The organism is Myceligenerans salitolerans (assembly GCF_017349295.1).
Taxonomy (GTDB): domain Bacteria; phylum Actinomycetota; class Actinomycetes; order Actinomycetales; family Cellulomonadaceae; genus Myceligenerans; species Myceligenerans salitolerans.
On record NZ_JAFMPK010000046.1, the window covers coordinates 149679 to 171585 of the forward strand.

Consider the following 21907-nt stretch of genomic DNA (forward strand, 5'->3'; position numbering starts at 1 on the left):
GGGCCGGCGAGACGGCGTCCGGCCTCGGCGCCTGTGGTCGAGGTGAACCCGCCTCAGTGCGACTTGACCGCTCCCAGGAAGGCCTTCGTGCGCTCGTGCTGCGGGGAGCCGAGCACCTCCGCCGGGGGGCCGGACTCGATGATCTGGCCGCCGTCGAACATCAGGACGCGGTCGGCCATCTCGCGGGCAAAGCCCATCTCGTGCGTCACGAGCATCATCGTCGTGCGGCCCTCCTCGGCGATGTCACGCAGCACGTTGAGGACCTCCCCGACGAGCTCGGGGTCCAGCGCGGAGGTGACCTCGTCGAAGAGCATCACCTTGGGCTCGCACGCGAGAGAGCGGGCGATCGCGACCCGCTGCTTCTGGCCTCCGGAGAGCTGGCCCGGTGTCTGGTTGACGGCGTGGGCGAGGCCCACCTTGTCGAGCAGCTCCACGCCCAGGGCCTGGGCTTCCTGACGCGACTTCCCGTGGACCTTCATCGGCGCGAGCATGATGTTCTCCAGCGCCGTCATGTGCGGGAACAGGTTGAAGTGCTGGAAGACCATACCGATGTCGGACCGCACCTCGCGGATGTGCTTCTCGCGGGCCGGCCGCAGCTTGCCGTTGACGGATTCGTGGTAGAGGTGCCGGCCACCCACCTCGATGGTGCCGGCGTCGATCCGTTCCAGCGTCATCGTGGTGCGCAGGATCGTGGTCTTTCCGGAACCCGACGGGCCGATGACGACGACCTTCTCGCCGGGTGCCACTTCCAGGTCCAGGTCGCGCAGGACGACGTTCTGGCCGAACGCCTTCGTCACGCCCCGCATCCGGACGCCGGCGGCACCCTTGCTGGAGATGTCGCGAGCCGTGGTGGTCTCAGACACGCTCATAGGAAATCCTCTTCTCAAGTCGGCGGACGAGCCACGCGGCGGGGAGGCTCACGAGCAGGAAGCCGACACCGGCGATCAGGTAGGGCTCGGTGGCACGGAAGGTGTCGTTGCGCACCTGGTCCGCGAAGAACAGCAGGCCGTGAGCGTTCACCGCGACGCCCATCGGGGCGTCCTTGAAGCCCGCGATCAGGTAGTTGCCGAGCGCGGGCAGGACGTTCGGCACCGCCTGCGGGATCGCGACACGCGTCCAGCTCGTCACGGGACCGAGGTTCAGCGCCGTGGCCGCCTCCCACTGGCCCTTGTCGACGCTGTTGATCCCCGCCCGGTAGGCCTCGGAGCAGTAGGTCGCGTAGTGGATCCCGAGGCCCAGCGCGAGGATGGTGATCGGTTCGAGGGTGATTCCCTCGCTCGCCCGCACGAGCGCCTGCCAGAAGAAGAGCTGGACCAGCAGCGGTGTGGAGCGGATGAACTCGATCACGGCCGTGACGGGCCAGCTGAGCAACCGGCGCTTCGAGCGTCGTCCCAGCGCGAGGAAGAACCCGAGCACGATCGCGAGCAGGAAGCCGATCAGCGTCGCCTTCACCGTGACGACGAGTCCCTGGAGCATCAGCGGGAACAGGTGGACGAAGAAGTTCCAGTCGAACGTGACACCGCCGTCGGCGGCGACCTCCGGACGGAAGAAGTTCTGCTCCCGCACCAGCGGGCTGACCAGGATGGAGTAGCCGATCACCACCAGTACGACCGGCACGACGACGCTCGGTCGCCGGTACCAGCGCCGGTGCGGGTGGATCTCCTCCATGTCCGGTGTCTTCTCCTCGTGGGTCACGGTGCTCATCGGATCGCCTCCAGTTCGGTCCCGGTCAGCGCCGGACCACCCTCGTACCGCTTGGCCAACCACGCTTCGGCGACCTTGAAGAGCAGGTTGATCACTTGGGCGAGAATGAAGTAGAGGACGAGCACGTTCAGGAACAGGACCGGCTGCGTCCCGACGGCGTCCGCCAGCTGCTGCTGGCGGATGTTGCGTGCCATCTGCATGATGTCCGTCATCCCGACGAGGCTGACGAGCGCTGTGCCCTTGAGGATCTCGATGGTCAGGTTGCCCATGGGGGGCAGGATGATCGTCAGGGCCTGCGGCAGGACGACGTGGCGGAGCCGTTGTGCCGGACCGAGGTTCAGGGAGATCGACGCCTCCGTCTGCCCCTTCGGCACGGCCTGGATGCCGCCGCGGATGATCTCGGCGCCGTAGCCGCCCATGTTGATGCCGAGTGCGATGGCCGAGAGCAGGATCAGCGGGGCCTGTTCCGCCCCGAAGAGGATCGGGATCGCGATCGCTACGATGAAGAGCAGGATGATTGAGGAGATGCCTCGTGCGAACTCCACGAACACCAGCGCGAGACCTCGCACCCAGGCGCGCTCCGAGAGGCGGGCGATCCCGACGACGAGGGAGAGCACGATGCCGAGCAGGAACGCGTAGGCCAGGATCTGCAGCGTCGTCCCGGACGCCTCGAGCAGGAGGCGGTACTGGCTACCTGACAGGAGCCACGATTCCACGAGTATGGACCTTTCCGATAGTGCGGCGCGGGCTCCGGGAGCCGGCGAGCGGCCCCGGAGCCCGCGTCACGTCAGACTTGTCACTTCGTGAAGTCGTCGACCGTGAGTCCGTTGGCCAGTTCGACGTCTTCGGGCGTGAAGTACGGGTTGCCGTCCGCGTCCTCGAAGGACGTGATGATCTCCGTCGTCGTCCCGTCCTCGCGCAGCTTGTTCAGCTCGGTGTTGAACTCGTCGCGGAACTCCGTGTCGTCGAGGCGGAAGGCGAAGCCGCCGCACGGGAGGGTCTCCTCGCCCGCGGCGTCCTTCGGGATGAACGCGTCGACGGCCTCGATGTTGTCGCGGCTCCTGACCTGGCCGCTGACCGTGGCGGCCGTACCGCTGACGGCGTCGACCTCGCCGGCCGCGAGGGCGTCGTACATCTGGTCGATGCCGGAGTACGGCTTGAGCTGCTCGTCCGGGATCTCGGCGTCCTCCGCGTACCCCACCTCGACCGTGCCGCTCGCCACGGCCATCGTCAGGTCCGGGTTCTCGGCGAAGGACTGGTAGTCGACGATGTTCTCCGGGTTCCCGGCCTCGACCGCGAACGATTCCTTGGTGCAGTAGTCCGGGTCGGAGAACTGGACCTGTTCCTTGCGTTCGGCGTTGATGTACATGCCCGCCGCGACGAGGTCGAACTGCTGCGCCTGGAGACCGCCGATGAGCTGGCCGAACTCGACCACCTTGAACTCGAGGTCCTCCTCGGAGTAGCCCATCGTGCCGAGCACCTCACGCGCGATCTCCGGATCGAATCCGGCGGCCTTGCCGTCGTCGCCCATGTAGCCGTAGGGCTGCTCGTTGGCGATGCCGATGGTCAGGGTCTCCCTGGCGTCGTCCTCGCTGCCGTTGTCCCCGCCGCCGCAGCCGGCGAGGGTGAGGGCGCCGATCGCGGTCAGCGCGGCCAGGGTCGTCTTGCGTCGGAGGGCCATATGGCCACGACCTTTCGGTTGCGTTGCGGCGCGCCGTCCTGGCACGCCGGTTCGGGTTTGCCTGGATTGGCTTTGACCTTATGCCGAGGCCGTCTGGGTTCTCAACGACGTATGGAACAGGGTGTCGGTGCTCCTGTACACCTGGGCAGGTGTTGTGGTCCTGCTCGAAAAAAGCGGCTTTGACCTGCGAAAATACCGCCATCGCAGGCGTGTGCGCGCATGGTGTCGAACGCCGTGGCGACGGTGGCATTTCGTTACCGCTTCGAGACCCTACCTGTGATCGCCCATGGGGGCACTGGTTACCGCTACGGGCCCGTTACAGGCCGTATGGTCCGACTCGTGCGCCGTATGGTCCGACTCGTGCTCTGTGTCGACCGGTGATCTGCGCTCCGACCGTGGTCAGCACGGAGGTGCGACGGGCCGGCCGGTCCCGGTGCGGGTGTACGCGTCCGAGACGAAGTGTCCCGGGCCGATCTTGTTCCACAGGGGAGTGCTGCCCAGGTGGCCGTCGACCCATTCGCCCCAGACCGTGCACCGGATGGTGACGCGGGTTCCGGCGGCGGCCAGCCCCGACGGCGCATAACTGGTGCCGGGCCCGGATCGCACGTTGAGCGGCCATCTCGTTCCGGTCCGGATCGTACCCGTCGGCCCGTCGCCCAGCCAGAGGAACGTGACGTCGACCCATGCGTTGCCGGTCAGGCCCAGCCCGTCGTAGAAGGTCCCGTCCGCGAGGTCGATGCCGGCGGGGTTTCGCACCTCGCGCCCGAAGCCGTCCTTGCCCCCGTTGTAGCCGTCGTAGTAGGCGGCCTGCGCCTCGGGGACGCCGCGGGGGAGATCGGCGAAGCGGGCGCGCCGGCTCGCGGGGTCCCAGTAGTTGTCGTCGATGTTCCACGGACCGACGTCCCAGACGGGCGCGTACTCGCAGCGTCCCGTGGCAGGGGCGCAGACGCGCACCGAGCGGGCGCCCTCCCCTTTCCCGGAGAGGGCGAGACGTGACGGAAGCGCGACGAAGTGGTCGTTCTTCTTGATCCGGTGGCCGTTGGCCGTCGTGTGGCCGACGAGGCCCTCGCGGGTCGCGAACACGCGATAGGTCGGGGCGCCGGAACCGTCCTCGGCGGAGCTGATTCGCGCGGTCGCCGTCCGGTCGGTGTCCGGCGCAAGGGCGGACGCCGGGGTCGCGGACACCGCGGTGCCGACCGCGACTGCCGCGACCGCCGCGACGGCGGTGGTGCGGGCGAGCGTGCTTCTCATCACCGAGAAGGCCGACCTGGTCGGTTTCTGGTCCGTGGGAAGACTCATGTCGCGACGCTAAGTGACCTCAAGTTCAACCGCAACGTGAGAGTTGGCGACGAAAGGCGGCCTTTGAGGTGCTTCGTCGCTCCAATGCCCATATAGAGCGCAAGAGGCCGAACCCGGGCATCGTGGCTGGAAGCGCATCACGACCAGGACTGGAGCCCTCCGGCGGCCGGGAGTTCACTGGGGCACCATGAGCGTGGACATCGATGGTCGGCGAGGCCCCCAGGTACTCGAACGGACGCGGACGGCGTGGCGCCGCATCGCGAACGCCGGACCGTTCCGTGGCCGCCCGTCCGACGGCGGCCCGTGCTCACTCCTCGATCCCGCACGGCGTGTCGTCCCGTACTCCGGGCGCGACGCCGAACTCGCGGAACTCCTGGCCTGGTGCCGTGATCCCCACCCGGTCCAGGTCCGGCTCACCACCGGTCCGGGAGGAGTCGGCAAGACCCGCCTCGGGGTGGAGGCAGCGCGGCGGCTCGACCGGTCGGGGTGGCGATGCCTCTGGATCCGGCCGGGCGACGACGACCTGGGCGCCGTGCTGTCGGCCGGCACGCCGGCCACCCGCAAGGTGTTCGTGGTCGTCGACGACGCCGCCTCGCGCACCGACCTCGCGAAGCTCCTCGCACACCTGCGCTCCTCGGCGAGCGGCAGGCTGCGCGTGCTGCTCCTGTCCCGGACGGGCCGGGAGTGGTGGCACCGGCTGCGCTGGGCGAGCGACCTGTGGGCAGGCCGCGACGTGCGCACCTCCACCACGCACCTCGCTCCGCCGTACGACCAGGACGAGCAGGAGCTCGTCACGACTGCGGCGCAGGTGTTCGCGCGCCGGCTGGGCGGCGCCGCCCGCCAGCTGGCCGTGCGACGCTCCGCCGAGCGGCCGTCCCCGCTCGACCTGCACGCGGCCGCGCTCGTCGCCGTCCTCGAAGGCGGAGCCGCGACACCCGCGGCCGATCCGGCGCCGGTCATCGTCGATCCCTCCCGGGCGGTCACCGCCCTGCTGGACCGGGAGCGGGAACGCTGGACGGCCGAGGCCGCCCGTGCCGGTCTGCCCACCGACGACGTCGAGGACGCCGTGGCGGCCGCGATGCTGCTCGGAACCGAATCGGACGACGCCGCCCGAGAAGCCCTGCGCAGGACGGCGCCCGTGCTGGCCACCGACGCGGGAGTGACCTGGCTTCGAGGCCTGGGCGGCTCGGCGGGTGACGTCGGTGCCGCTCTGCCGCACCGGATGGTCGAGCAGCACGTGGCCCGCCGCCTCGCCGCGACCCCGTGGCTCGCGGACGGCTGGGCCCACGGGCTGCCCGCCGCCACCGCGCACCGTGCCGCCGCGATCCTGTGCCACGCGCAGATCGACCCCCCGTCCGCGTCCCGGCGCGCTCCCGTCGAGGCCGTGCTCCGCCGCCTCGCGGACGACCTGCCGCCCGACCCGGACGCGCTGGGCGGGCTGCTGGGCCTGCTCCCACAGCATCCGGCACCACCCGGCGGCCTGCCGGAGGTGCTCACGGCCCGCATCCTGGAGCTCGACAGCACGCCCGCGACATGGGCAGACGCACTCACCCACCGCACCCGCGCCCTCTGGGTCCTGGGAAGGCACCAGGAGGCGCTCCAGCCGGCCTCGGAAGCCGTCGCCGCATGGCGCACCGTCGCCGCCGAGGACCCGGAGCGCTACGGCCGGTGTCTCGCACGCGCACTGAGCGGCCTGGGAACCGTCCGCAACAGTCTCGGCCGCCACGTGGACGCCCTCGGCGCGCTCACCGAGGCGCTGGTGATCCTCCGCGCCTGCCCGCCCCGCGAGCAGGTATGGAACGAGCCCGAGCTCGCCGCCGTCCTGCGGGCCGCGTCGTCGACCTATGCGTCCCTCGGCCGCTACGCGGAATCCGAGGAGACGGGACTCGAGGAGGTGGCGGTGCTGCGCCGGCTCGTCCGGCGCGACCCGGTCCAGTACGAGGCCCAGCTCGCCCGGGCGCTGATCGGCAGCGGGACGGACGTGGACCGCGGGCGGCCCGCGGAGGCGCTGGAGGCCGTCACCGAAGGGCTCGACCTGTGGCGCCGTCTCGCCCGCCGGTACGCCGTCGACGTCGAGCCGCAGCTGGCGTTCGCGCTGTCGCTGCGCAGCTACGCGCTCGCCGAACTCGGCCGCCTCGAGGAGGCCGTCGTCGCCGAGACCGAGGCCCTGGAGATGCGCCGCCACCTCGCCGCGGCGGAGCCCGAACGGTACGACTGGGAGCTCGCGCTCTCCCTCGCCCAGCTCGGCGCACACTTATCCGGCCTGGGGCGCGCCCAGCACGCCTACGCGCTCGAGAGCGAGGCGCTCGCGACCCGGCGCCGGCTCGCCCGCCAGAACCCACGGGCCTACGCGTACATGCTCGCCTCCTCCCTCTCCAACCTCGGTGTGACCTGCTCACGGCTGGGCAGGTACACCGAGGCGCTCCCGCTGGAGCAGGAAGCCGTGGCGATCCGCCGCGATCTCGCCGCCGAGGCGCCGGAGCGGTACGACCAGCACCTGGCGCGCTCCCTGTCGAACCTCGGCGTCCGGTACGCCGACCTGGGCAAGCCCGAGCACGCCGTCGAACCGACCAGAGAGGCGGTCGAGATCCTCCGCCGGCTCGCCGCCGACGACCCCGAGCGCCACCGGGCCGACCTCGCGTCGGCGTGCACCAACCTCGGGGCGACGTACGCGGACCTCGGCCGCGTCACCGAGGCCGCCGAGCTCCTGCGTGAGTCGATCGGCCTGCTGCGCGACCTCGCGGCCCGGTGTCCCGCACGCTTCCGCCCCGACCTGGCCCGTGCCTGCTCGACCTGCGCCTCCCTCCTGGTGACGCTCGGCCTGACCGACGAGGCCGTGGAGCATGCCACCGAGGCCGTCGCGATCCGGCACGACCTGGTCGCACTGCACGGTGCCCGCTACCGCGAGGACCTCGACCTCTCCCTGGCGGTCCTGGCCGAGGCATGCGGCACCCGGAGCACGCCCGTGGCGCCGGCCCGGTCACGTTGACGCGACACCGCGCCGGACGACCGTCGCGGTCTGGAAGGATGGGCCGGTGCGCAGCGTCACCATCCTCGGCTCCACCGGCTCCATCGGCACCCAGGCCCTCGACGTCGTCCGTCGGCACCCGGACCTCTTCCGCGTCGAGGCGCTGAGCGCCGGCGGCGACGTGGCCCGGCTCGCCGCACAGGCGGCCGAACTCCGTGTGCGTGCCGTCGGCGTGGCCGACGCCAGCCGTGCGGACGAGCTGCGTCAGGCGCTCGCCGGTGCCGGTGCCGCCGGCGTCGAGGTGCTCGCGGGGCCCGACGCCGCCACGGACCTCGCGGGCCGCGGCAGCGACGTCGTGCTCAACGGCATCACGGGATCGGTCGGCCTGCGACCCACCCTGGCGGCCCTGGAAGCGGGTTCCACGCTGGCGCTCGCCAACAAGGAGTCGCTCGTGGTCGGCGGTCCGCTGGTGCGGGCGGCCGTGCGGCGCCCGGACCAGATCGTCCCGGTCGACAGCGAGCACTCCGCGATCGCCCAGTCCCTGCGGTCCGGCGCCACGACCGAGGTGCGACGCCTCGTCGTCACGGCGTCGGGCGGTCCCTTCCGCGGTATGTCGCGCGCCGAACTGCGCGACGTCACGCCGGCACAGGCGCTCCGGCATCCCAACTTCTCCATGGGGCGGGTCATCACGACCAACTCCGCGACCCTCGTCAACAAGGGGCTCGAGGTCATCGAGGCGCACCTGTTGTTCGGTGTGCCGTTCTCCGCGATCGACGTCGTCGTGCACCCGCAGCAGATGATCCACTCGATGGTCGAGTTCGTCGACGGCTCCACCGTCGCGCAGGCGGGACCCCCGCGGATGCTCGTACCGATCGCGCTCGGGCTGTCCTGGCCGGAACGGCTGGACGACGTCGACGTGGCGATCGACTGGACCCGGTCGGCCACCTGGGAGTTCGCGCCCCTGGACGACGACGCGTTTCCCGCCGTGCGCCTCGCCCGCCAGGTGGGTGAGGCCGCGGGCACGTTCCCCGCCGTCTACAACGCGGCGAACGAGGTGTGCGTGGACGCGTTCCACTCCCGCGCGATCGGGTTCACCGACATCGTGGACACCGTGGCCGCGGTCGTCGACGCGCACGCGAGCGAACCGGGTGACGCGTCGTCGGTCGCCGGTGTGCTCGCGGCGGACGCCTGGGCGAGGGAGCGGGCCCGCTCCGTCGTCGTCGGCTGAGCCACGTCGCCCCGGGTCGGGGCCCTTCGTGCCGCGGCCCTTCGTGCCGCGGCCCTTCGTGCCGCGGCTGCCCGGGGCGCGGACGGCAGGACGGAGGGCTTCCGGCGGGCCGGGTCAGCGCGCGGCACGGTACCCGGGCAGGACGGGACGCCTCCCGGGACGTCGCAGGCGTCGTACCCACACCATGAACACCACCACGGCGAGGACGAACGCGAACACGCTGGAGACGACCGCCAGGGTGACCGGGACCCAGCCGCCCCAGTCGTTCGCCTCCACCGCGATCGCGAGGATCGTGTGGAACACGGTGAGCACGGCGAACGTGGACACGGCGACGGTGAGGCCTTCCAGGGTGCGGCGCTGCTCCTCGGCCTCGCGTTCCTCGTGCTGCCGGCGAACCGTCGCCAGGCGGGCGGCGATGGGCTCGGCGAGCAGCTCGCGCAGCCGGCGGTCGAGCTCGCGGGACTGGCGGGTCAGGTCGAAGGCCCGCAGCAGCTCGGCCATCTGCTGGTACTCGGTGGCCGAGGCGAGCAGGGTCGGGGAGCTCACGACCGACATCGCACGCCGCGCCCGGCCGGCGAACCGATGCAGCTGCAGCTGCTGCTGGCTGAGGTAGGTGGTGCGGGCGGCGAGGTCGGTCTCCTCCGCCTCGGGCCGGCCGAGCATGTCCTCCACCTCGTCGAAGTACTGTGCCAGGCGGGTGTTCCAGGCCGCGAGCATGCCGCTGATGCTCGCCACGAACTCCACGAGGGAGCCGTACTGCACGATCTTGAAGTGCGCCGTGTCGAACATGGCGATGGTCGTGGCGTTCGGCGTGACCGCGACCAGGTCGCCGGAGTTGCGCACGCCTTCCAGGAGTACGGGCTGACGCTGGGGGAGCGTCCAGTCGACGAGCGACGTCGTGTTGTACGGCACGGGCTGGAGCAGCGGCTGGTGGCCGTACGTGGCCAGCAGTTCGTCGGCCCGCGTGACCGGGCGCCGGTCCTGCGGGGGGCAGGCGGGACCGCGCCCCGCGCTCGCCTCGACCACGAACGTCAGGACGTGTGAGCGGCCGCGGGCGAGGTTCTGGCTCAGGACGGGGCCGGGGTTGTCGGGGCGTTCCGGGGTGCGCCAGCCCTCGGGCCGGCCGGCGAAGTACGCGGCGATGGCTTCCTGAAGGCGGTAGGCGAGGTGGAAGAGGTGTACCGGGTGGTAGCCGGAGGAGTCGACGATCGAGGCGCTGGCGGCCGTGCCGTCGGGCCGGGGGATGTCCCAGTGCATCCGCAGGTCGTCGTGCAGGCTGGAGACCAGGTAGCGGGCGTCGCGGACCTCCTGGGGCCCGAGCTGCTTCCCGGTCTGGCGGAACCGGACGTAGTGGTTCCCGAGGTCGCCGAACCGGACCTCGCACGAGAGGTGCGCCACGGGGGTCCCGTCCGGCTGGGTGACGCGTACGTCGGGCAGGTTCAGGGTCGCGCCGTCGAAGGCGCCGAACGGATCCTCGGTGTCCCAGACGTCGTCGAGCTTGAGCGCGGTGCGCACCGACACGGCGCGGGTGCCGAGCAGCTCGGGCAGCGAGCTGCCCACGAGCCCGCGGATGCGTTCGGTGGCCTCGGCGCCGTCGATCTGCGGCAGGCCGAAGGGGAACACGTAGACCGTGCGGCAGCGGTCGACGGTCAGCCAGTCCGAGCCGACCCCGGCGGCGAGCGCCTCGAGGTGCGCGCGGTGGGCGCGCAGCTCGCTGGCGAGGATGTAGTTGAGGCCGGGCGCCTGTTCGAGTTCCCGCAGCTGCTCGATCGCACCGCTGATGCCGGACGGGTCCCCGCCGAGCGTGGCTCGTGTCGCGATGGCCGCCTCTCCGACCACGCTGAAGTAGCGCAACCGGATCCGTGCCTGGTGCAGCAGGTGCCGGCGCAGGCAGGACGTCTCGTCGGCGATCCGCCGGGCCGTTTCCTCCAGCCGCGCGGAGGACTGGACGGCACGGTCCAGCATGACCACGAATCGGTCGACGTTGCCGGAGTTGCGGGCCGCGGCCACGTCGAGCCGGGCGCGGAAGGCGTCGCCGAGTGCCACGACGGCGTCCGCCTCGCTGCGGCAGTGGCGGCAGGGGACCCGCTCGCGGCTCGCGATCCAGGCGCGGCGGAGGCCTGTGAGTGCGGCCGCGACGCGCCCGTGGCGGGCGGACTGCTGGGAGGCGTCCTCGGCGATCGACCAGAGGTAGAGGCCGAGGAGTGCGGGTCCGCAGGGCGTCTCGACGACCTGTTCGAGGAGTTCGGCTGCGCGCTGGATGCGCGGGTCGTCGGGGTCGGTGTGCCGGCGGCGGGAGGCGCGGGTGGCTCCCATGTTCCACCGGGGCGCCGCCCAGATCCGTGGGATGTCGAACCCGAGGCCGCGCAGCCGGTTCGCCAGCGGCGAGGCGTGGTCGGCACTCACGCGGGCCTCGGTGTCGAACACCACTTCGGCGATCTGGTCGAGGTCGGCGGGGAGGTGGGCGCGGTGCTCGTCCAGTTCCGTCCCTTCTGCGAGGTCTGCCATGGACGGCAGATTATTCACGAGATCATGTCACGGTCAACGAAAGGCAAATTTGGCGGGGGGGGCGGGCCAAGCGGGTCGCACGGCGGACGTCACCCCCCCGCCTCCGCGCGATCGCGCGCGAGCCCTTCGCCGGATCCCCACGTCGCCGTCAGGCAGGTGCCGTAGGCTCGCCGCGTGAGCGTTCTTCCCTGGGTGGCAGGCTTCCTCGTTCTGCTGGTCGGCATCATGCTGTCGATCGCGTTGCACGAGATCGGGCACATGGTTCCCGCCAAGAAGTTCGGTGTGCGCGTGAGCCAGTACATGGTGGGGTTCGGTCCCACCCTCTGGTCCCGGGTCAAGGGAGAGACGGAGTACGGCGTCAAGGCGATCCCGCTGGGCGGCTTCGTCCGTCTGGTCGGCATGATGCCGCCGGCCCCCGAGGGGCGGGAGACCGGCAAGGGAATGTTCGGGCGCCTCATCGCCGAGGCGCGGGAACAGTCCAACGAGGAGGTCCGGCCGGGCGAGGAGCACCGCGCGTTCTACAACCTGCCCGCCTGGCAGAAGATCGTCGTCATGCTCGGCGGCCCGGTGATGAACCTGGTGATCGCCACGGTGATGATCGGCATCCTGATCGTCGGGTTCGGCCAGATGCAGGTCACCACCACCGTCGGCCAGGTGTCCGAGTGCGTTCCGGCCGCGGTGACCGTGGACACCATCGACGATCCGGAGTGCACCGACACGCCGGTCCCGGCCGCGGAGGCGGGTCTCGCGCAGGGCGACGTCATCACCACCTACGACGGCACCACCGTGACGAGCTGGGAACAGCTGTCCGGGCTCATCGCCGAGACGGGAACGCGCACGGTGCCGGTCGTCGTGCAGCGCGACGGCACCGAGGTGGAACTGACCGTCACACCGACGGTCGTCGAGAAGCAGGTGGACGAGGACGACACGGGCGAACCGGTGCTGGAGTCGTCCGGGTTCATCGGCTTCAGCCCGCTCCAGGAACGCGTCAGGGGCCAGTGGTCCGACGTGCTGCCGCTGGTCGGCGAGGGCACATGGGAGACCATGAAGATGGTGGCGACGCTCCCCGTGCGGATCGCCGACACCGCCCGCCAGGCCTTCACGGACGAGGAGCGGTCCGTCGACTCCGTGCAGAGCGTCGTCGGCGTCGGCGTCATGCTCGGCGACGGCTTCGCCTTCTACGACCAGACGAGCGAACGGGTGGCTTGGGCGATCGGAATCCTCGGCAGCCTGAACATCGCCCTGTTCGTGTTCAACCTCATCCCGCTGCTCCCGCTCGACGGCGGCCACGTGGTCAACGCGCTCTACGAGGCGGCCAAGCGGGCGCTCCACAAGCTGCGCGGCCTGCCCCGGCCGGGACCGGCCGACGTCGCACGCCTCACGCCGGTCACCTACGTCGTGTTCCTCGCCCTGCTCGGGCTCGGTGGCCTGCTCATCGTCGCGGACCTGGTGGATCCGGTGCGGATCACGTGATCCCTGCCACCGGGTTGCGAGTGCGCCGTCCGGAACATGGATACTGGACACCGTGACCGCGATCAGTCTTGGCATGCCAGCAGCACCCCCGCCTGTTCTCGCCCCGCGCCGGAAGACCCGCAAGATCCGGGTCGGCAAGGTCGAGGTCGGGGGCGACGCGCCCGTGAGCGTGCAGTCCATGACGACCACCCCCACCACCGACATCAACGCCACGCTCCAGCAGATCGCCGAACTGACGGCGGCAGGCTGTGACATCGTGCGCGTCGCGGTCCCCAGCGCCGACGACGCCGCCGCGCTGCCGGCCATCGCGGCCAAGTCGCAGATCCCCGTGATCGCCGACATCCACTTCCAGCCCAAGTACGTGTACGCCGCCATCGACGCCGGCTGCGCCGCCGTCCGCGTCAACCCGGGCAACATCCGCAAGTTCGACGACCAGGTCAAGGAGATCGCCGCGGCGGCCAAGGACGCCGGCGTCTCCCTCCGCATCGGTGTCAACGCCGGATCCCTGGACCGGCGCCTCCTGGAGAAGTACGGCAAGCCGAGCGCCGAGGCCCTCGTCGAGTCCGCGGTCTGGGAGGCGAGCCTCTTCGAGGAGCACGACTTCCACGACTTCAAGATCTCCGTCAAGCACAACGACCCCGTCGTCATGGTGCGGGCCTACCAGCTGCTCTCCGAACGCGGCGACTGGCCGCTGCACCTCGGCGTCACCGAGGCCGGCCCTGCCTTCCAGGGCACCATCAAGTCGGCGACCGCGTTCGGCGCGCTGCTCAGCCAGGGCATCGGCGACACCATCCGGGTGTCCCTCTCCGCGCCACCCGTCGAGGAGGTCAAGGTCGGCAACCAGATCCTCCAGTCGCTGAACCTGCGCCCCCGCAAGCTCGAGATCGTCTCCTGCCCGTCCTGCGGCCGCGCCCAGGTCGACGTCTACACCCTCGCCGAGAAGGTCACCGCCGGGCTCGAGGGCATGGAGGTGCCCCTCCGTGTCGCCGTCATGGGCTGCGTCGTCAACGGCCCGGGCGAGGCCCGCGAGGCCGACCTCGGCGTGGCGTCCGGCAACGGCAAGGGCCAGATCTTCGTGAAGGGCGAAGTCATCAAGACCGTGCCCGAGTCGATGATCGTGGAGACCCTGATCGACGAGGCGATGCGGATCGCCGAGTCCATGCCCGCTCCCGAGAACGACGCCCAGGCGGGCGCGCCCGTGGTGACGGTCGGCTAGGGACACGAGCTCATGGCCGCCTCGCGCACCCCGCTCCACCCTCGCGGTGGCACGGGGCGTGCGCCCGGACCCCGCTCCTCGGCGGAGGCGCGCGTGCTCGGCATGCCGGACCTGCCCGAGGCGCTCGCGGTGTGCTACGCGGAGCCGGTCGCGTCCGTGCTCGCGGCGTCACGGATGGAGATCGCCACCCGGTCGGGTTTCACGGCCGCGGGCGGTCAGGTCTGGGGGTTTCCCGCCACGGGACCGATCGAGGCCGTCTGCTGGGCCGGCGCGAACCTGGTGCCCGTGGTGCCGGAGACGCTCGACGCGGCCCGCCAGAACGCCGCGGCGACGGCTTTCGCCGCCCTGGCACGGTCGCAGGGTCGCCGGTCCAGCTCGATCGTCGGGGAGCGCGAGGCGGCGCTCGGCCTCTGGGACGGCCTGGAGCGGTACTGGCCGGCACCGCGCGAGATCCGGGTCGACCAGCCGTCGATGGCGATCACGCGCGGGCCCGACGTCCCACCCGATCCGGCGCTGCGGCGTTCCACGCTCGCGGAGCTGGACATGGTGCTGCCCGCCTGCGTGCGCATGTTCACCGAGGAGGTCGGCTACTCCCCGGTGGCGGGCGGAGGCGGCCCGTACGTGCAGCGGGTGCGGTCCCTGATCGCCGACGGCCGGTCCTTCATCCGTACCGAGACCACTCCTCGCGGACGCGAGACCGTCGCGTTCAAGGCCGAGGTCGGGGCCGTGGCGGGCGCCGTGGCGCAGATCCAGGGCGTGTGGGTGGACCCGCTGTTCCGGGGGAGGGGCTGGTCCGTCGCCGGGATGGCGGCGGTCGTCGGGGCGGTGCGCGAGAGTATCGCCCCGGTCGTCTCCCTCTACGTGAACAACTACAACGAGCGCGCCCTCGCGACCTACCGCCGTGTCGGGTTCGAGCAGGTGGGCACCTTCGCCACCGTACTGTTCTGAGCGCTACCTCAGGAGCCGGGACATGCGCCGGTCCGCGAGGACCTGACCGCCGGTCTGGCAGGTGGGGCAGTACTGGAGCGAGCGGTCCGCGAAGCTCACCTCGTGGACCGTGTCGCCACAGGGACTCCCGTCCCAGCCCGGGCACGGTGCGCCGGTCCGCCCGTGCACCCGCATCCCCGCGCGCTTCGCGTCCTTGAGTTCCTTGGCGGGCTTCCCCGTCGCCGCCGCGATCGCACCGGCGAGAACCTGCTCGATCGCGGCATGCAGCCGGGCGGTGTCCTCCTCGGTGAAGGTCCGCGTCAGCTTGAACGGGCTGAACCGTGCGGCGTGCAGGATCTCGTCCGAGTAGGCGTTCCCGATGCCGGCGATCGCCGACTGCTCCCGGAGGAGCCCCTTGACCTGCTGGTTCCTCGCGTCCAGCAGGCGCCCGAGCTCGCCGGCGGTGAACGCCGGGTCCAACGGGTCGATCCCGAGCGACGCCACCATCCCGACGTCCGCGGGCCGGCGCACCACGTGCACGGCGAGACGCTTGCGGGTGCCGGCCTCCGTGAGGTCGAACCCGGACCCGTCGTCGAACCGGACGCGCAGCGCGATGACCGCGCCCTTGCCCGAGCCGCCGAGCCGTGGTCTGACCGGTGTGGCCGGCAGCCTGTCCGACCAGCGCACCCAGCCGCCCCGGGACAGATGGAACACGAGGTGCACGGGGTGCGTGGAGAGGCGCGGTGCGGTGCCTTCCGCGGACCCCGACGACCCCCGGACGTCGCCGCCCGACGGTTCGTCGGCGGACACCGCGAGATCCAGCCACTTGCCGTGCCGCTCCCAGCCCCGCACGACGCCGCCCACCAGTGCCGCGGGCGGTGGGTCGACCGTCTTCAACGCGGCGATGCTGCCCACCTCGATCCCGGCCACGGTACGGCCGGCGGTGCGTTCGCCGAGGAACCGCACGAGCGCCTCGACCTCGGGGAGTTCCGGCATGGGCTCATCCTCGCCGGTCGCCGCACATGCCGCCAGCGTTGCGGAGTCCGCTCCCGGCCACGCGCAGCACTGCCCGCCGCGCCGGCCCGCCAGTAGAGTTGCCCCCATGTCATCCGCACTTCGCTCGGGCGACCTGCTTCGCATGTCGTCCCTCTTCGTCCGCACGCTGCGTGAGGACCCGGCCGACGCCGAGGTCGCCAGCCACAAGCTACTGGTCCGTGCCGGGTACATCCGGCGGGCCGCTCCGGGGATCTACTCGTGGCTCCCGCTCGGACTGCGTGTGCTGGGCAAGATCGAGGCGATCGTGCGCGAGGAGATGAACGCGATCGGCGGCCAGGAGGTGCACTTCCCGGCGCTGCTGCCGAGGGAGCCGTACGAGGCGACGGGACGCTGGACCGAGTACGGCGACGGCCTGTTCCGGCTCAAGGACCGCAAGCAGGCCGACTACCTGCTCGCGCCCACCCACGAGGAGATGTTCACCCTCCTCGTCAAGGACCTGTACTCGTCGTACAAGGACCTGCCCCTGGTGATCTACCAGATCCAGACGAAGTACCGCGACGAGGCGCGCCCCCGTGCCGGGCTGATCCGCGGGCGCGAGTTCGTCATGAAGGACTCGTACTCCTTCGACGTGCACGACGACGGCCTGGACGCCGCCTACCAGAAGCACCGCGACGCCTACGAGCGCATCTTCTCGCGGCTCGGCCTCGACTACGTCATCGTCTCGGCGATGTCCGGCGCCATGGGTGGCTCGAAGTCCGAGGAGTTCCTCAGCCCGTCACCGATCGGCGAGGACACGTTCGTGCGGTCGGCCGGCGGCTACGCCGCCAACGTCGAGGCCGTCGTCACGCCCGTCCCCGAGGCGGTCCCGTACGACGACGCCCCCGCCGCGCACGTCGAGGACACCCCGGACACGCCGACCATCGAGACGCTCGTCGCCTGCGCGAACGACAAGTACCCCCGCCCTGACCGTGCCTGGACCGCCGCCGACACCCTGAAGAACGTCGTGCTCGCACTGCGCCACCCCGACGGGGCGCGTGAGCTGCTCGTCGTCGGGCTGCCGGGGGACCGCGAGGTCGACCTCAAGCGCCTGGAGGCGGCGGTCGCGCCGTCCGAGGCCGAGCCGGCCACGGAGGAGGACTTCACGGCCCACCCCGAGCTCGTCAAGGGCTATATCGGCCCGCAGGTCCTGGGCCCGCAGGGTGCCCAGGTCGAGGGGGACGACGGCGAGAAGCGGTCCGCCGTGCGCTACCTGCTCGACCCGCGGGTCGTGTCCGGCACCCGCTGGATCACGGGCGCGAACGAGCCCGGCCGGCACGTGTTCGACCTGGTGGCCGGTCGCGACTTCACGGCGGACGGCACGATCGAGGCGGCCGAGGTGCGCGCGGGCGACCCGGCGCCGGACGGCTCCGGCCCGCTGGAGCTCGCGCGCGGCATCGAGATGGGCCACATCTTCCAGCTCGGCCGCAAGTACGCCGAGTCCCTGGGCCTGACCGTGCTCGACGAGAACGGCAAGCAGGCGGTCGTCACGATGGGCTCGTACGGCGTCGGCGTGACGCGCGCGCTGGCCGCGCTCGCGGAGGCGAACCACGACGACAAGGGCCTCGCCTGGCCGGCCCAGATCGCCCCGGTGCAGGTGCACCTGGTCGCGACGGGCAAGGGCGCGGAGGTGTTCGAGGCCGCCGAGCAGATCGCCCAGGGGCTCGTCGCCGCGGGCGTCGAGGTGCTGTACGACGACCGGCCCAAGGCGACCCCGGGCGTGAAGTTCGCCGACGCCGAGCTGCTCGGTGCGCCGCTGGTCGTCGTGGTGGGCCGCGGGCTGAAGGACGGCGTCGTGGAGGTGCGCCCGCGCGCCGGGGACGCGGAGCAGCTCTCGGTCGAGGACGTCGTGACCGAGACCGCCCGCCGCGTCGAGCAGCTCCTGGCGGACTGAGCCGCCGGGCTCTCGACAGCTCCGGGCCCGGTCCCGGGGGATCAGTCTTCCGCCTGCTGCGGGGTCAGTCCCCGGCCTGCTCCGGCAGGCCGGGGAAGGGCGCCGTCGGGGCTCCCCAGGACCTCTGCGCGAGCGCCGAGTCCGCGAGCAGGGCGACCACCACGGCGCGTGTGTCCGCCTCCGCGCGACCCACCATGCTCGCGTAGCCGGCGGCGAGCTTGCCCTCGGCCTCCAGGACGACGTCCGGGCTCGTCACGGCCGGGCTCGGAAGCTCGTACGCGGCCCGGCGAGGGTCCGAGCCGGTGTCGTCCACGCCGGCGACACGTGCCCACCCCTCGGCTCGCCGGCGGTGTGTCTCCGCGCGGTCCGTGAGCCGTTCGCTGACGTCCTCGTCGTCGGCCTGCGCGGCGCGGACCTCGAGCGCGTAGGCCGTGGAGTCCTCGGCCAGGACGATGGCGGCGAGATCGGCCTCCGCCAGGCCGCCGGGCGCCGTCGTGGGACGGGCGGACGGCGTGAGGGCAGCCGTCGTCGTGTCCGACTCGCCGGTCCCGGCGTCGTCCGGCGGTGCGGACGCCGTCGCCTGGCCGGAGTCCTCCGTTCCCGGGACGGCCGGCGGGGCGTAGGCCGGCTGCTTCCGCCCGGCCGCCCCCGCCAGGTCACGTGCCGCCAGCGTCTGCGCCGCCGAGATCGACGCGAGCAGCCGCGCCAGCGGGCCGTCCTCGCACACGTCGGCGGCGGTCGCACTGCGCGCGGCCGCGTCCGTCAGGGTGGTGAGCACGGCGCCGGGCCCTGTGGCGTCGGGAGCCTCGGACGGTGCCGGGCTCGACGGTTCGGACTCCAGCCCCGACTCGTACTCGCCACCCAGCTGGCCGGCATGCTGCCGCGAGATCTCGGCGATGCCGGTGAGCGTCTCGGCCACCCGCGGCCTCGTGTCCCGGCGGGCTGCGACGGCCTCGGCCTGCTCGGCCACGTGCAGCGCGTCGTCGACGGCGGTACGCCGGACGATCTCGACCGGATCGGGCACCGGCTCGGTCGGCGGGGGAGCGTCGAAGCGCACCCCGCAACCGCTCAGCAGCAGCGCGCAGGCGAGCCCGATCGCCGCGCGTCGGCGCGATCGTGCGGTGCGGCGGGTCGGCGCGGCCGGGTTGGGGTTCATCGTGCCTGATGATGCCACGTCCGGCTGAGGAGCTCGCGCATGTCCCAGGAGTCGTCCGGTGCACCACCCGGCCTGCGTCCGACGTCACGTCGCTGCGCCTGCGCCCGGGACGCGGCGCGTCGTAGGCTGAGCGCAGTAGACAACAGCACACCGGTCGGGTCCTGGCTCGAGCGGTACCCCCTTTTCAGGGAGCCGACGGGAGGAACACGATGGCGCAGCCCGCGAGCCGGCAGGAGGACGACGTCCGCCGGATCGTCGGACCGGTGGTCGACGACGCCGACCTGTATCTCGAGGAGGTGCGGGTCACGCGTGCCGGGAACAGGTCGGTCGTGCGGATCACGCTCGACCTGCCCGAGACACGGATCGGCAGCCTGGACTCCGACACGCTCGGCGAGGTCTCCCGCGCGTTGTCGGCCGCGCTCGACGCCGACGACGTCGTGGCCGGGGCCTACACCCTGGAGATCTCCACGCCGGGAACCTCCCGGCCGCTCACCACCCCGCGCCATTTCCGGCGCGCCCGCACCCGGCTGGTCACGCTGACCCGTGCGGACGGGGGCGACGCGGTGTCGGGCAGACTCACCGACGTGGCCGGTGACGGCGACGACACCGTTCTCGTGCTGGACGACTCGCGGAGGATCGCGCTGTCCGAGGTGCGCCGGGGAAGGATCGAGGTCGAGCTCCGCCGGCCCGACGACCCCGGGCCGGACGAGGATGCCTCCGTGCCGTCCGCGGAGGACGACGTGGCGCGCGACGGCGCGCCCGCGGGCCCGGGCGCCGGGAATGCCGACGGCGCCGCGGTGAGCGAGAGTTCTGGTGCTGACGACGACGCCGTGACCCGACGGCCCCGCCGCGGGGCCACGGGCCGCAACGAGGAGGGCTGAGATGGATATCGACATGGCCGCGCTGCGCATGCTGGAGCGCGAGAAGGACTTCAGTCTGGATGTGCTCGTCTCGGCGATCGAACAGGCCCTGCTCTCGGCGTACCACCGTACGCCCGACTCCTACCGCCACGCGCGCGTCGAGGTCGACCGCAGCAGCGGTCACGTCACGGTCTGGGCCCGTGAGGAGATCGAGGCGTACACGGACCCGGAGGACCCCGCGGGTCCTGCCCCGGTCGAGCTCGGGCCGGAGTTCGACGACACGCCACGCGACTTCGGCCGGATCGCCACGGCGACCGCGCGTCAGGTGATCGTCCAGCGTCTGCGTGACGCGGAGGACGACCAGGTGCTCGGCACGTTCCGCGACAAGGAGGGCGAGGTCGTCGCCGGCATCATCCAGCAGGGCCGGGACCCGCGCATGGTGCTGGTGGACGTCGGAGACACCGAGGCCGTGCTCCCGCCGCACGAACAGGTCCCGGGCGAGGAGTACGAGCACGGCGAGCGGCTGCGCGCATACGTCGTCGAGGTCTCCCGGGGAATGAAGGGCGCCCAGGTGACGTTGAGCCGGACGCACCCCGGTCTCGTGCGCAAGCTGTTCGAGCTGGAGGTTCCGGAGATCGCCGACGGGTCGGTGGAAATCATGTCTGTGGCGCGCGAAGCGGGCCACCGGACGAAGGTCGCCGTCGTCTCGCACGTGGCGGGCCTGAACGCGAAGGGTGCGTGCATCGGGCCGATGGGCGCGCGCGTCAGGGCGGTGATGACCGAGCTGCACGGCGAGAAGATCGACATCGTCGACTGGAGCGAGGACCCCACCCGTTTCGTCGCCAACGCGCTGTCCCCGGCACGGACCTCGTCCGTGACCGTGGTCGACGAGTCCGCCCGCGCCGTGCGTGCCGTCGTCCCCGACTACCAGCTGTCCCTCGCCATCGGCAAGGAGGGGCAGAACGCCCGCCTGGCCGCGAAGCTCACCGGCTGGCGCATCGACATCCGGTCCGACGAGGCGGCCGACCCGGCCGGGTACGGAGACGCCGGCGAGGCGTCCGCGGGCGGCGGGGGCGGCGCTCGGATGTCGCCGAACCGGTAACAGCAGTTGAACAGGCAAGGTAGACTGACCGAGTCTGGGCCGCGAGCCCGTACTCCGTCCTCTTCTGCTTCAGGGGCCACTTCGGTGACGACATCACGTCCCGCACCGACAGGTCCGGTGCGGACGTGCGTCGGATGCCGGGGACGTGACCAGCGGTCTGCTCTCTTGCGTGTGGTTCTGGATCCCGCAGCGGCGCAGCCCCGGATCGTCGTCGACGTGCGGGCCTGCCTGCCGGGGCGAGGTGCCTGGATCCATCCGGGAGCAGAATGCCTGGAGCTCGCCGAGCGTCGTCGGGCGATACCGCGTGCACTGCGCGCGGGTGGCCCCGTCGATCTGGCGGAGCTCCGGGAGCATCTCGGGCCGTGAGGGCCGGGACGTCACGACCGGGCGCGGAAACGTCCGGCCGCACCAGCGAATCGTCGACAGGAAAGCGGGTCAGAAGCCGATGGGCACCCGATGAGTCCCCAGCGATGAGTACGTCGTACTAGTGCGGTTCGCCCCTGCCTCGGGACGGACCGAGACAGGAGAGTTGTGGCAAAGGTCCGCGTCTACGAGCTCGCCAAGGAGCTCGGAGTGGAAAGCAAGACCCTGCTCGCCGAGCTGAAGTCGGCAGGCGAGTACGTTCGTTCGGCGTCATCGACGCTCGAGGCGCCCGTCGCGCGGCGTATGCGCGACAAGTTCACCGACGCCGGTGCCGCGAAGGCATCTGCCAGGTCCGGTGCGAAGCCTGCCCCGAAGCCCGGGGCCAAGCCCGCGCCGAAGCCGGCGGCGAAGTCCGCACCGAAGCCCGGTGCCAAGCCTGCCCCGAAGCCCGCGCCGGAGACCCCGGCCGAGGCTCCCGCGCCTGCCGCCCCTGCGG

At 71.8% G+C, this 21907-nt stretch carries 18 protein-coding genes; 10 read left to right on the forward strand and 8 right to left on the reverse strand.

Features of this window, described 5'->3' with window-relative positions; genetic code table 11:
- Positions 1 to 53: 53 nt before the first annotated feature.
- The 5 genes from ehuA to J0911_RS13495 form a co-directional block, all read right to left on the reverse strand.
- Positions 54 to 869 (reverse strand): ectoine/hydroxyectoine ABC transporter ATP-binding protein EhuA, encoded by an 816-nt coding sequence (gene ehuA / locus J0911_RS13475; RefSeq protein WP_207275965.1) that lies wholly within the window; start codon positions 867 to 869, stop codon positions 54 to 56.
- Positions 856 to 1704: an ectoine/hydroxyectoine ABC transporter permease subunit EhuD gene (gene ehuD, locus J0911_RS13480; protein WP_242636707.1), complete on the reverse strand. Its 849-nt coding sequence runs from the start codon at positions 1702 to 1704 to the stop codon at positions 856 to 858. Before ehuD ends, ehuA begins: the two co-directional genes overlap by 14 nt.
- On the reverse strand, positions 1701 to 2420 hold the full coding sequence (locus tag J0911_RS13485) for an amino acid ABC transporter permease (RefSeq protein WP_207275966.1): 720 nt from the start codon (positions 2418 to 2420) through the stop codon (positions 1701 to 1703). The genes ehuD and J0911_RS13485 overlap by 4 nt, the downstream gene beginning before the upstream one ends.
- 80 nt (positions 2421 to 2500) lie before the next feature.
- Entirely contained in the window at positions 2501 to 3385 is an 885-nt protein-coding gene (gene ehuB / locus J0911_RS13490) for an ectoine/hydroxyectoine ABC transporter substrate-binding protein EhuB (protein ID WP_207275967.1), read from the reverse strand.
- Between the two features lie 399 nt (positions 3386 to 3784).
- Positions 3785 to 4684 (reverse strand): DUF8814 domain-containing protein, encoded by a 900-nt coding sequence (locus J0911_RS13495; RefSeq protein WP_207275968.1) that lies wholly within the window; start codon positions 4682 to 4684, stop codon positions 3785 to 3787.
- Between the two features lie 187 nt (positions 4685 to 4871).
- Here J0911_RS13495 and J0911_RS13500 point away from each other — a divergent pair, with 187 nt between their 5' ends.
- Together J0911_RS13500 and dxr are read left to right on the forward strand one after the other, a co-directional pair.
- Positions 4872 to 7673, forward strand: a complete 2802-nt coding sequence (locus J0911_RS13500; RefSeq protein ID WP_207275969.1) for a tetratricopeptide repeat protein — start codon at positions 4872 to 4874, stop codon at positions 7671 to 7673.
- Positions 7674 to 7719: 46 nt separating this feature from the next.
- The gene (gene dxr / locus J0911_RS13505; protein ID WP_207275970.1) at positions 7720 to 8880 is read left to right on the forward strand and encodes a 1-deoxy-D-xylulose-5-phosphate reductoisomerase; all 1161 of its coding nucleotides are present in this window, start codon (positions 7720 to 7722) and stop codon (positions 8878 to 8880) included.
- Between the two features lie 114 nt (positions 8881 to 8994).
- On the opposite strand, the gene J0911_RS13510 is transcribed toward dxr, so the two are convergent.
- On the reverse strand, positions 8995 to 11388 hold the full coding sequence (locus J0911_RS13510) for a hypothetical protein (protein ID WP_207275971.1): 2394 nt from the start codon (positions 11386 to 11388) through the stop codon (positions 8995 to 8997).
- A gap of 174 nt (positions 11389 to 11562) precedes the next feature.
- Between J0911_RS13510 and J0911_RS13515 the strand changes: the two genes are divergently transcribed.
- The 3 genes from J0911_RS13515 (at position 11563) to J0911_RS13525 (ending at position 15025) form a co-directional block, all read left to right on the forward strand.
- Positions 11563 to 12861 (forward strand): M50 family metallopeptidase, encoded by a 1299-nt coding sequence (locus tag J0911_RS13515; protein WP_307865079.1) that lies wholly within the window; start codon positions 11563 to 11565, stop codon positions 12859 to 12861.
- A gap of 73 nt (positions 12862 to 12934) precedes the next feature.
- Positions 12935 to 14077 carry a flavodoxin-dependent (E)-4-hydroxy-3-methylbut-2-enyl-diphosphate synthase gene (gene ispG, locus J0911_RS13520; RefSeq protein ID WP_207275972.1) on the forward strand — a complete coding sequence of 381 codons (1143 nt, stop codon included), beginning with the start codon at positions 12935 to 12937 and terminating at the stop codon, positions 14075 to 14077.
- Positions 14078 to 14089: 12 nt separating this feature from the next.
- Positions 14090 to 15025 carry a GNAT family N-acetyltransferase gene (locus tag J0911_RS13525; RefSeq protein ID WP_207275973.1) on the forward strand — a complete coding sequence of 312 codons (936 nt, stop codon included), beginning with the start codon at positions 14090 to 14092 and terminating at the stop codon, positions 15023 to 15025.
- Positions 15026 to 15028: 3 nt separating this feature from the next.
- Here J0911_RS13525 and J0911_RS13530 read toward each other — a convergent pair whose 3' ends face one another.
- Positions 15029 to 16000 (reverse strand): DNA-formamidopyrimidine glycosylase family protein, encoded by a 972-nt coding sequence (locus J0911_RS13530; protein WP_207275974.1) that lies wholly within the window; start codon positions 15998 to 16000, stop codon positions 15029 to 15031.
- A 106-nt stretch (positions 16001 to 16106) separates the two neighbouring features.
- Between J0911_RS13530 and J0911_RS13535 the strand changes: the two genes are divergently transcribed.
- Positions 16107 to 17930 carry a proline--tRNA ligase gene (locus tag J0911_RS13535; RefSeq protein ID WP_207275975.1) on the forward strand — a complete coding sequence of 608 codons (1824 nt, stop codon included), beginning with the start codon at positions 16107 to 16109 and terminating at the stop codon, positions 17928 to 17930.
- Positions 17931 to 17994: 64 nt separating this feature from the next.
- Here the strand turns inward: J0911_RS13535 and J0911_RS13540 are convergent, their stop codons facing one another.
- Positions 17995 to 19086 (reverse strand): DUF4439 domain-containing protein, encoded by a 1092-nt coding sequence (locus J0911_RS13540; RefSeq protein WP_207275976.1) that lies wholly within the window; start codon positions 19084 to 19086, stop codon positions 17995 to 17997.
- 209 nt (positions 19087 to 19295) lie between these two features.
- Between J0911_RS13540 and rimP the strand changes: the two genes are divergently transcribed.
- The 4 genes from rimP to J0911_RS13560 form a co-directional block, all read left to right on the forward strand.
- Positions 19296 to 19967, forward strand: coding sequence for a ribosome maturation factor RimP (rimP, locus tag J0911_RS13545; RefSeq protein ID WP_207275977.1), 672 nt, complete (start codon positions 19296 to 19298; stop codon positions 19965 to 19967).
- 1 nt (position 19968) lies between these two features.
- Positions 19969 to 21048, forward strand: a complete 1080-nt coding sequence (gene nusA / locus J0911_RS13550) for a transcription termination factor NusA (RefSeq protein WP_207275978.1) — start codon at positions 19969 to 19971, stop codon at positions 21046 to 21048.
- 171 nt (positions 21049 to 21219) lie between these two features.
- Positions 21220 to 21414 (forward strand): YlxR family protein, encoded by a 195-nt coding sequence (locus tag J0911_RS20855; RefSeq protein WP_246012414.1) that lies wholly within the window; start codon positions 21220 to 21222, stop codon positions 21412 to 21414.
- Between the two features lie 165 nt (positions 21415 to 21579).
- Positions 21580 to 21907 (forward strand): translation initiation factor IF-2 N-terminal domain-containing protein (locus tag J0911_RS13560; RefSeq protein ID WP_207275980.1); only part of this gene is annotated, 328 nt, incomplete at its 3' end.